Below are 5,146 nucleotides of genomic sequence, written 5' to 3'. Positions count from 1 at the left end.
ATGGCCGACCGCCAAAATCCACGAGTCACCCCTCCGCCGGAGAGGGGCTGCTCATCGAACGACCAGGCGCATCGCGCCGGGTCCGATGATGCGCGTTCCGACGCCGAGGAACTGCTGCGTGCCCTGACCCGCGCCCTGGCGCGTCAGGTAGCACGGGATGCGTGGGCAAAGGCGGTTGGCCGTCACCCCTCTCCAGAGACCACATCATGACCGTATCGATTTCGCCGCGGCGGGACGCCTCCGCGCGTCCGCCCGCCAAGCTGCTGACTGTCCAACAGACGGCCGAGCGCCTGGCGGTCTGCGAAAAGACCGTCCGCCGCCTGATCACCGCGGAGGTGCTGCGCGCCCTCCGCGTCGGCCGCTCGCTCCGGGTCTCCGAGGACGATCTGCAGGTCTACCTGGCCCGCTGCCGGTAGGGCGAGACGCATGTCCTCTGATGTCCAGGTAATTCCAGCACTTCATGGGCCGTCGTGACTGCGGCCGTCTCGTCTTTCACTACGTTATCAATGACACGCAATCACGTTTGTTCACCAGGGACCCGAACAGTCGCAAGGAATCTACCAATGTCGTCTTGTGGGTATTTCCGGAGCGCGGCGGAGAATGGCACATTGCCGTCCCTGGCGGAACTGCGCGCATGCTTCCTCGCCGATGAGGCCCTGCCCGAAGGCCGCCGCAAGGAATGGTCCTCCGCCTTTCGTTCCTTCGCCAAGGGCCTCGGCCAGCCGATGGAGGTGATCTCCTCCGATCCGGTCGAACTCCGCCGCCTTCTGCGCGGGGTGACGCCGGCCATGGCGGGCTTCCGCCCCGGCCGCTGGCGCAACGTCCTCTCGCTGGTCACCACCGCCCTGGCCCATCTCGGCATCATCGTGGTGCAGAGCCGTATCGGCACCCCCCCGTCGGCCGAATGGCTGGCGATCCTTGGGTTGCTGGAGCCCGGCCAGGAGCGGCATTTCCACGCCTGGCGGTTCGCACGCTACTGCACCGTCAGGGATATCCAGCCGGCCGCGGTCGATGACGCGGTGCTGGAAACCTACCTTGCCGACCTCGAGCACCGCAGCCTGGTCGCTGAGCCGGTCCGTGCGGCCCGCGAGGTAGCGCGGTTGTGGAATGCGGCGGCGGACCTGCACCCGGCCTGGCCGCAGTGCCGACTGACCGTGCCGGATCATCGTCTCACCTTCTCGCCGCCGCTCAGCTCCTATCCGCAGACCCTGCGCGACGACATCGAGCGCTGGCGCGCATGGCTCGGCGGCGACGATCCCTTCACCAACCGCCCGTTCAGCCCGCTGCGGCCCGCCTCGATGGCGACCCGGCTGCGCCAGATGCGGGCCTACCTCGGCGCGCTGGTCGAAAGCAGCATTGATCCCGCATCTATGGTTGACCTCGCCAGCGTCGTGACTCCGGCCATGACGCGAGTCGCCTTGCGGATCTTTTGGGAGCGCGCTGGGCGGAAATCCTCGGCGCATACCTTCCAGATGGGCGCCCTGGTGCTGCAAATCGGGAAGTACTGGGCGAAGCTGCCGGAAGCTGACGTCGAGGAGCTGCGCAACATGATGCGGCAGCTCCGCCCCGCCCACAGCGGCATGTCCCCGCGCACCGAAGGCCGGCTCCGCGCCGCCGTGGAGGATCAGGACCGCCTCGACCGCCTGCTGACGCTGCCAGGTCTGCTGATGGACAAGGCCTGCCGTGCCGGCCTGCCCGGTCAGCGCCTGGCCCAGATGGCGCAGACCGCGGTGCTGATCGATATCCTTCTCCATCTGCCCGTACGGCTGGAGAACCTTGGCCACCTCCGTCTGGGCGTCCACCTGATCCGCGGTCCCGGAAAGAGCATCACCGTCGACATCCCGGCCGACGAGACGAAGAACGAAATGCCGATCTCTGGGCCCCTGCCGAAGGACGTCTCCAAGCGGATCGATTTCTACATCGACCGCTTTCGCCCGTTCCTGAACCCCACCGCGAGCGACTGGTTGTTCCCCGGGGCGGTGCCGGGCCAGCCCAAGACCGGTGAGGGCCTGCGCAGCCAGATCCGCAAGGCGGCAGCGACGCATTGCGGGCTGATCCTCAACCCGCATGTTTTCCGGTCCCTGACGGGCTATCTCACCCTCCGGGACGATCGTGGCGCCCATGGCAAGGTGCAGCGCATTCTGGGCCACAAGTCGTTGGCAACGACCATGGCGCATTACAGCGGCCTCGAGGCGTCCATGGCGATCGCGGACTATGGCGACCTGATGGGCACCCTGCGCGCCGATGCGATGGCGCGCGGGGCCTATCGCAAGAAGCCCCGCCCGACCTCCAACCCGGCGCCGGGAGGCAAGCGCTGATGTCGGCGCAACCGACCACGCGCGAGCACGCCGCCCTGCCGCTGGCGCAATGGCCCGCGCGTGATCAGCAGGCCTGGGACGCTGCCAACCGGCGCCCGGATTTCCTCGAGCCGGGCGGCCATGCCGCCATGTGGCGCCCTGCGATGCAGCGCAATGCGATGGGTGCCTATGGGCGGTGGCTGGCCTGGCTGCTGGACCAGGGCATTGCTCTGGCCGATGAGGCGCCGATGACGCGGATCACGCCCGAGCGGTTCAGGGAGTACGTCGCCTTCCTCCGGGCGGGGCGGGCCCCGTGCACGGTGGTCGGATACCTGTCCTGGTTCTGCATGCTTTGTAAGGCGATGTTTCCGAACGATGATTGGCGCTGGCTGCAGCAGGCCCATAACAACCTCAAACGTGAGGCCAGGCCGACCCGTGACAAGCGGTCCCGCTTGGTGCCCGCCCAAGAGCTGCTGCAATTCGGGCATGAGCTGATGGAGCAGGCCGGCGGCGTCCTGGACGAGCCCAGCGTGACAACGACGCAGCCGCGGCAGCGTGTGGCCGCCGCGCGGGACTTCCGCGACGGCCTGATGATCGCGCTGCTGGCGCTGCGCCCCCTGCGGGTCACGAACTTCCTCGGCATCGCGATCGGCCGCCACCTCCGCCGATCCGGCGACAGGGTGACGCTGAACTTTGCGGGTGACGAGACCAAGACCAAGCGCCCGATTGAAACGCCATGGCCGGCGGAGTTGATCCCGAATCTCGATCGCTACCTGGAGCACGTGCGCCCCATCCTCATGGCCGCCAAGGTGTCGGTCGATCCCGCGCGTCCGCCACGGCCGGCCGGGGCGATCCTGTGGGTTGGCCAGGGTGGCACGCCGCTCACCCCGGGTGGGCTAAGCAAGGCTCTGCAGCGCCACACGACGCGCCGCTTTGGCCATTACGTGAATGCCCACCTGTTTCGTGACTGCCTGGCGACGACGGTGTCGAACGAGGATCCCGACCATGTTCGAATGGCTCAGCACATGCTGCATCACACCAAGCTGGGCACGACCGAACGCAGTTATATCTTGACTGACAGCCGACTCGCCTTGCGCCGCCATCACGACCTGATGGCCAAGCTCCGGAGAGCAGCCCGACAGCGCCTGCGGGCCCGTGCGGAGACCACGCCATGAGCCGTACCGATCCCACCATCGCAGGCACCAAGACTCCCCGCTGCGCCCTCTATGCCAGGTACAGCTCCGACAACCAGCGGGAAGCTTCGATCGAGGACCAGCTACGCATCTGCCATGTCCGCGCCGAGCGTGAAGGCTGGTGCGTGGTCGGCACGTTCACCGACGCCGCCATTTCCGGCGCCACCACGCTGCGTCCCGGCTACCAGGCGCTGCTTGAGGCCATCCGCAAGGGCGAGTTGGACATTGTCCTCGCCGAGAGCCTGGACCGCCTGTCGCGCGACCTCGAGCACGTCGCCGCGTTCCACAAGCTCGCCGTCTTTGCCCGGGTCGAAGTTGTCACGCTCGCCGAGGGCGTCATCTCCGAGCTGCAGGTCGGGCTCAAAGGGACCATGGGGGCGCTGTACCTCAAGGATTTGGCGCAAAAGACGCATCGGGGCCTGGAGGGGCGTGCCCGTCAGGGTTTCGGGACCGGGCGCCTCGCTTACGGCTATCGGGCGGTCCGCACGTTCGGCGCTGATGGAGAACCCGTGCGGGGATTGCGCGAGATCGATCCGGCGTGCGCCGCTGTCGTCCGGCGCATCTTTCGCGATTATGTCGGCGGGGCCAGCCCGCTCGCCATTGCCCGCGCGCTCAATACGGAGGGTATCACCGGGCCGGACGGCCGGCCCTGGCATGACTGGACCATCCGCGGTCGGCCTGCGCGTGACAACGGGCTATTGCGTAATGCTCTCTATGCCGGCCGACAGATCTGGAACCGGTACACCCGCATCCGCGACCCGGTCCGCGGCGGCTATGTCGTGCGTCCGCACCCCAAGAACACCACTGTCGAAACCATTGTCCCGGGGCTGCGCATCATCGATGACGACCTGTGGGAGGATGCGCAGGCGCGCTTGGCGGCAGAAGCAACACCCGTGGTGCAGCAGGCAAAGGCAGCGTTCTGGGATCGTCGTCGCCCCAAGCATCTCCTGAGCGGGAAGGTGGTCTGTGGGTGTTGCGGGCGGCTCTTTTCGGCCGTCGGCCGCGATTACCTCGGTTGTGGCGCCGCCCGCGCCAGCCAGGGCTGCACCAACCAGCGCCTGGTCCGCCGGCCGAAGCTGGAAGCCCAGGTCCTGGAGGTTCTCGGGAACCGGCTGATGCGGCCGGATCTCGTCGCCGCGTTCTGCACGGAATTCATCGCCGAGTGGAACCGCATGGCGGCCGAGGCCTCCTCCGGCATCGACGTCCGCCGGCGGGAGCTGAAGGTCATTGAACGCAAGATCGAGAACATCCTGGAGGCGATCGCGGACGGGCTGAAGGCGTCCGGCATCCAGCAGAAGCTGTCCGAGCTCGAGGCACGGCGCAATGAACTGCACGAAGCCTCGGCAGAGGCCAGCACCGCACCACCGGCATTGCATCCCAACCTCGCGCAGACCTACGCAGAACGCGTGGCCGAGTTGCGGCGAGGGATTGATGCCGGGCAGGGCCAGGACGTGCTGGAGGCGGCACGGGCCTTGATCGACAAGGTCATCGTGACGCCCGGCGATGATCCCGACGACCCGCCCGGGATCGAGCTGGTCGGGCAACTCATGGCCATGCTCAAGGCCGCCGGCGCCTTTCCCAACGGAGATGATGCGAAATGCCGCGACCTCGTTTCCGGTTTGTCCTCATGTTCGGCAAAAGGGACTATGAGGGGGC

At 67.4% G+C, this 5,146-nt stretch carries 4 protein-coding genes; all 4 read left to right on the top strand.

Annotated features, from left to right (window positions below; translation table 11 throughout):
* Nucleotides 1-206: 206 nt before the first annotated feature.
* Nucleotides 207-416, top strand: a complete 210-nt coding sequence (locus tag AAFN86_RS29490) for a helix-turn-helix domain-containing protein (RefSeq protein WP_347547300.1) — start codon at nt 207-209, stop codon at nt 414-416.
* Between the two features lie 147 nt (nt 417-563).
* Complete coding sequence (locus tag AAFN86_RS29485; RefSeq protein WP_347547298.1) at nt 564-2,318, top strand: hypothetical protein; 1,755 nt, start codon at nt 564-566, stop codon at nt 2,316-2,318.
* The gene (locus tag AAFN86_RS29480) at nt 2,318-3,472 is read left to right on the top strand and encodes a hypothetical protein (protein WP_347547297.1); all 1,155 of its coding nucleotides are present in this window, start codon (nt 2,318-2,320) and stop codon (nt 3,470-3,472) included. Before AAFN86_RS29485 ends, AAFN86_RS29480 begins: the two co-directional genes overlap by 1 nt.
* Nucleotides 3,469-5,146, top strand: a 1,678-nt coding sequence (locus AAFN86_RS29475; RefSeq protein WP_347547295.1) for a recombinase family protein, incomplete at its 3' end; no start/stop codon positions are given. The genes AAFN86_RS29480 and AAFN86_RS29475, both read left to right, overlap by 4 nt.

Source organism: Roseomonas sp. CAU 1739, from assembly GCF_039839775.1.
Taxonomy (GTDB): Bacteria; Pseudomonadota; Alphaproteobacteria; order Acetobacterales; family Acetobacteraceae; genus Neoroseomonas.
The sequence above is the reverse complement of the archived record's forward strand: the minus strand, read 5'-3'. Positions and strand labels throughout refer to the sequence as shown.

Coding starts and splice junctions, on each gene's coding strand:
- AAFN86_RS29490 (WP_347547300.1), top strand. CDS start 207: ATGACCGTATCGATTTCGCCGCGGCGGGACGCCTCCGCGCGTCCGCCC.
- AAFN86_RS29485 (WP_347547298.1), top strand. CDS start 564: ATGTCGTCTTGTGGGTATTTCCGGAGCGCGGCGGAGAATGGCACATTG.
- AAFN86_RS29480 (WP_347547297.1), top strand. CDS start 2,318: ATGTCGGCGCAACCGACCACGCGCGAGCACGCCGCCCTGCCGCTGGCG.